The sequence below is a fragment of the Synechococcus sp. R3-13 genome, from assembly GCF_047462195.1.
In the GTDB taxonomy this organism is placed as follows: Bacteria; Cyanobacteriota; Cyanobacteriia; order Thermostichales; family Thermostichaceae; genus Thermostichus.
This window is the reverse complement of sequence record NZ_JANSIO010000137.1, coordinates 1-4646: the sequence shown is the minus strand read 5'-3', so window position 1 is coordinate 4646 and position 4646 is coordinate 1. Positions and strand designations below refer to the sequence as shown.

Sequence of the window (4646 nt, the reverse complement as noted above, 5' to 3'; positions counted from 1 at the left end):
TGAGCTTATTATTGACTAGAGTCATGCTCCAATTGCCCCTAGCTTAGGTCAACAACCCAGGGCCCAAGAGACGGGCCTGACGCTCTTCCAGTATGCGGCTTAAGGGGGGCCAGCGCTTCAGGTCGGGGTCTTGGACAATAAGCTGCTCTGCCGCCTGGCGGGCCAGCTGCAGCACCTCTTGATCGTCCATGAGGCTGGCCAGGGCAAAATCGGGTAGCCCCGACTGGCGGGTGCCCATCACCTCCCCTGGGCCGCGGAAGCGCAGATCCATCTCGGCAATGAAAAACCCGTCGTGGGACTGCTCCAGCACCTTGAGCCGCCGCAGGGCCTCCTCGCTTTTGGATCCTGTCATCAGGATGCAGTAGGCCTGGTCAGATCCCCGCCCTACCCGCCCCCGCAGTTGGTGCAGTTGGGAGAGCCCAAAGCGCTCCGCATGCTCCACCAGCATCACCGAGGCATTGGGCACATCTACCCCCACCTCCACCACCGTGGTAGAGACCAGAATATCCAGCTCCTGCCGGCGAAAGGCCGCAATGACAGCTTCCTTCTCGCTACTGGTCAAGCGCCCGTGCAGCAGGCCCACCCGAAATTGGGGGAAGACCTTTTCCTGCAGACGCTGGTGTTCCTCGATGGCAGATTTGAGATCCAGCTTCTCCGACTCTTCAATCAACGGCAGCACCACGTAGGCCTGCCGCCCTTGGGCAATTTCCCGCTCGATAAGCCGCATCACCTGCAGGCGATCCCCTGGCCGGGCCACCAGGGTGTGCACGGGCTTGCGCCCCGGCGGCAGCTCGTCAATTTGGGTAACATCCAGATCCCCATGCAGGGCCAGGGTGAGGGTGCGGGGGATGGGGGTGGCGGTCATAGTGAGAACATCGGGGTGATCCCCTTTCTGTTGCAGAGCGGCCCGCTGCTCCACGCCAAAGCGGTGCTGCTCGTCGATGACCACCAAGCCCAGGTTGCGAAACTGCACTGCCGGCTGGATGAGAGCATGGGTGCCCACCACCAAGGGCAATTCCCCAGTCTGCAACTGCCGCAAGATCTCCCGGCGTTTGGCGGGAGGGGTGGAGCCGGTCAACAGTTCGACGGGCACCTGTAGCTGGCTTAGCCATTCCACCAACTTGCGGTAGTGTTGCTCGGCCAAGACCTCGGTGGGAGCCATCAGGGCCGTTTGCCAGCCGGATTGAATGGCTGCCAGCAAAGCCGCCACCGCCACCACGGTTTTGCCGGATCCCACATCCCCTTGGAGCAGGCGGTTCATGGGCAAGGGATCCCGCAGATCCGCTAGGATCTCGTCGATGGCCCGCTGCTGGGCAGCGGTAAGCTGAAAGGGCAGGATTTGGTAGAAGCGATCCAACAGCTCCCCTCTAGCCGGCTGGTAACGAGGTATGGCCTGAGCTTGGGCACGATAGCGGTGTCGCCGCTGCAATAGGCTTAGTTGTAGGTAGAAAAACTCATCGAACACCAGCCGCCGCCGGGCCTGGGCCAGCAGCTCTCGGGTCTCAGGAAAGTGGATCTGCTGCAGGGCAACAGGCAAGTCCAAAAGCTGCAACTGCCGCTTGAGATCCGCCGGCAAGGGATCCTCCACCAAGGCCGCCGCCGGCAAAGCCAGTTGCACCGCCTTGCGCACCAGATCGGCGGGGATCCCTTCTGAGAGAGGGTAAACTGGCAAGATCTTGCCCAGCCTGTCCAGCTCCTCGCCCTCTCCCCCCAGCACCTCCAGTTGCGGGTTATCCAGCGTTAGGCCCAACCGGCCCTTTTTGACCAGGCCGCTGGCAGCCACCAGGGCCCCCTTGGGGTATTGCCGCTCCAGGGAAGCTTGCCAACTGCGCTGGGCAAACTGCCGCCCGCTGTAGAAGCGGCTGAGGGTAATTACACCACTTTTGTCGGCAATCTTTAGGTTGAAGATGGTCAGCGAGGGATTCTTAGGGCTGGTAAAGCAACTGCAACTTTTCACCGTCCCTACAAGGGTAACGGTCTCCCCCACCTTGGCTTGGCGGATGAGCACCCGCCGGGAATAGTCCAGGTAGTCGCGGGGGAAGTAGTAGAGGGCATCCCGCACGCTGTGTAGGCCCAGTTGTGCCAGTTTCTCCGCTGACTTGGGACCAATGCCTTTGAGAAACTGCAGCGGCTGCTCCAGGCTGAGGCCGGCGGGGAGAGATGGGGAAATCGTGCTCCGCCCTGCCTCTGGGGGGGTTGTTGCTACGCCTACGGCAGGGAAACCAGAGCGCTGTGGCAACGAGGCTGCAAACGAGCCAGGTTGGTGGGAACTCGGTCGGGACAGCTCTTGCTGACGTCGGACTCGCTCCAGCCAGCGGCGGGTTTCGGCCACCAGGTGCTGGCGTTCGGGCAGCTCCAGCTCCGGGTACAAGGTATAGCGGGATCCCAGTTCTTTCCATCGCCGCCGGTCATCTCCATTCAGCACCCAGTCAGAGGGGGGATCCTGTCCGAACACGCTCCCCAAAAATTGGGAGAAGGTCTGCTCTCGCCCCCGCAGGTCGGTAAACCCCACCTCTGCTTCTAGGGAAAGGGCGCGCTGAAGCCGCTGTAGATCCACCTGGCTCAAGTTGCTTGGCTGCCGGGAGTGCTCCTTATCAATCCAACTTTAGCCAACAACGGCAGGACAACCGAAGGAGTGCAGCAGCGCAAGCCACACTTTCCATTCCTTGATAAAGAAAAAAGCCTGCCTTGTTACTCCGCAACACTGTCGTGACGGGGCAGGCCGAAGGGATCCAGAGGCACTTTTTGGGAGATGCAGGAGCTTTAGCTGCGGGCCAGGGCGGATCCCAAAAGCAGAGCCATCACTGCCGGCACCAAGGCAATCGCCAGGATGGTGAAAACTTGTGCGTCCGTCATAACCAACTCCCTAACAGTGGAATTGCACAAAAGTCAGCCCCCTCACTCTACCGTAGCTTGAGGGGTAGCCTTGACACCGAGAAGAAAAGCTCAACATTCTTTACAAAGCAGCCCCTGTCCATCTCGGTTGACCCCAACTATAAAAGCCGGGGCCTGCACTGCTGGTTTGCGGGTCATGCTACGATGTTGCTTCGCAACGCTGTTGCGACGGCGAAGCAGTCCTTGCCCATTTCTCCTGCGAAGTTCGGTCTTGGCGTCATCATGGTAGCTGCTCCCCAGAGTCTGACCACCCTACGGGATAACCTGGCCATCCTGGCGGAAACGGATCCCTTGGTTTACCGCCTGATCCAGGAAGAGCTCAACCGACAGCGGGATCACCTGGAGATGATCGCCAGCGAGAACTTCACCTCTCCTGCTGTCTTGGCCGCCCAAGGCTCGGTGCTCACCAACAAGTATGCAGAAGGGCTGCCGGGCAAGCGCTACTACGGCGGCTGTGAGTTTATTGACGAGATTGAACAGCTGGCCATTGACCGGGCTAAGCAACTCTTCGGGGCAGCCCACGCCAATGTGCAGCCCCACTCGGGGGCGCAGGCCAATTTCGCCGTTTTCCTGGCCCTGCTGCAGCCAGGAGACACAACTATGGGCATGGATCTTGCCCACGGCGGCCACCTTACCCACGGCTCCCCGGTAAACGTCTCCGGCAAGTGGTTCCGCGTGGTGCACTACGGGGTGCATCCGCAGACGGAGCGGATTGATTTTGACCAAGTGCGGGATCTGGCCCTGCAGCACCGGCCCAAGCTGATCATCTGCGGCTACTCTGCCTATCCGCGGACAATTGACTTTGCCGCTTTCCGCGCCATTGCCGACGAGGTGGGGGCCTATCTTCTGGCCGACATTGCCCACATTGCCGGCTTGGTGGCCACTGGACATCACCCCAACCCCGTGCCCCTCTGCGATGTGGTGACCACCACTACCCACAAGACGCTGCGAGGGCCGCGCGGGGGACTCATTCTCACCCGCGACCCAGAATTGGGCAAAAAGCTGGATAAGGCAGTGTTCCCCGGCAGTCAAGGGGGGCCGCTGGAGCATGTCATTGCCGGCAAGGCGGTGGCCTTTGGAGAAGCCCTGCAGCCCAGCTTTGCCCAGTACTCGGCCCAAGTTATCGCCAATGCCCAAGCCCTGGCGGGATCCCTGCAACGGCGGGGCATTCGGCTGGTTTCCGGGGGCACCGACAACCACCTGATGCTGCTGGATCTGCGCTCGGTTTCGGCGGTGCTGGAAAAAGTGGGGGCGGCGGATCCGGTGATGACAGGCAAACGGGCGGATCGGCTAATGGACGAGATCCATATCACCGCCAACAAAAACACCATTCCCTTCGACCCACAGCCGCCTTTCGTGGCCAGCGGACTGCGCCTGGGATCCCCGGCCTTGACCACCCGCGGCTTGGGGCCAGTAGAATTTGAGGAAATTGGGGAGATCATCGCCGATTGTCTGTTTCAGCCTGAGGAGCCTGCTGTATTGGAAGAGTGTCGCCAGCGGGTGGCTCAGCTCTGTCGTCGTTTCCCCCTCTACCCCCACTTGGGATAACCGCAATCCTCGCCACGGCTTGCTATGCCCTACTTGGTTGCCTTTCTGGCTGCTGCCTGTGTGGTTCTGTGGGCAACCCCGGTGGTGAAGGCGGTCGGGATCCGCAGTGGCCAGTTGGACTTTCCCGACGAGCGCAAGATCCACCAGCAACCGATGGTGCGCCTGGGGGGGGTTTCCATCTTTTTTGGCAACTTGGTGGCCCT

General features: G+C 61.0%; 3 protein-coding genes. 1 reads left to right on the top strand and 2 read right to left on the bottom strand.

Translation table 11 applies throughout. The features are described 5' to 3' along the window. Nucleotides 1-43: 43 nt before the first annotated feature. Together recG and psaM are read right to left on the bottom strand one after the other, a co-directional pair. Nucleotides 44-2557: an ATP-dependent DNA helicase RecG gene (recG, locus tag NW856_RS04470; RefSeq protein ID WP_414399311.1), complete on the bottom strand. Its 2514-nt coding sequence runs from the start codon at nucleotides 2555-2557 to the stop codon at nucleotides 44-46. Between the two features lie 206 nt (nucleotides 2558-2763). Beyond that, nucleotides 2764-2856, bottom strand: coding sequence for a photosystem I reaction center subunit XII (gene psaM / locus NW856_RS04465; RefSeq protein ID WP_011434349.1), 93 nt, complete (start codon nucleotides 2854-2856; stop codon nucleotides 2764-2766). Nucleotides 2857-3117: 261 nt separating this feature from the next. Here psaM and glyA point away from each other — a divergent pair, with 261 nt between their 5' ends. Next, a complete protein-coding gene (gene glyA / locus NW856_RS04460) occupies nucleotides 3118-4443 on the top strand; it encodes a serine hydroxymethyltransferase (protein WP_414399310.1) in 1326 nt (441 codons plus the stop codon). The last annotated feature ends 203 nt before the right edge of the window (nucleotides 4444-4646 follow it).

Bases quoted from the DNA above. Each gene is read 5' to 3' on its own strand.
- psaM (WP_011434349.1), bottom strand. From the start codon at position 2,856: ATGACGGACGCACAAGTTTTCACCATCCTGGCGATTGCCTTGGTGCCG.
- glyA (WP_414399310.1), top strand. From the start codon at position 3,118: ATGGTAGCTGCTCCCCAGAGTCTGACCACCCTACGGGATAACCTGGCC.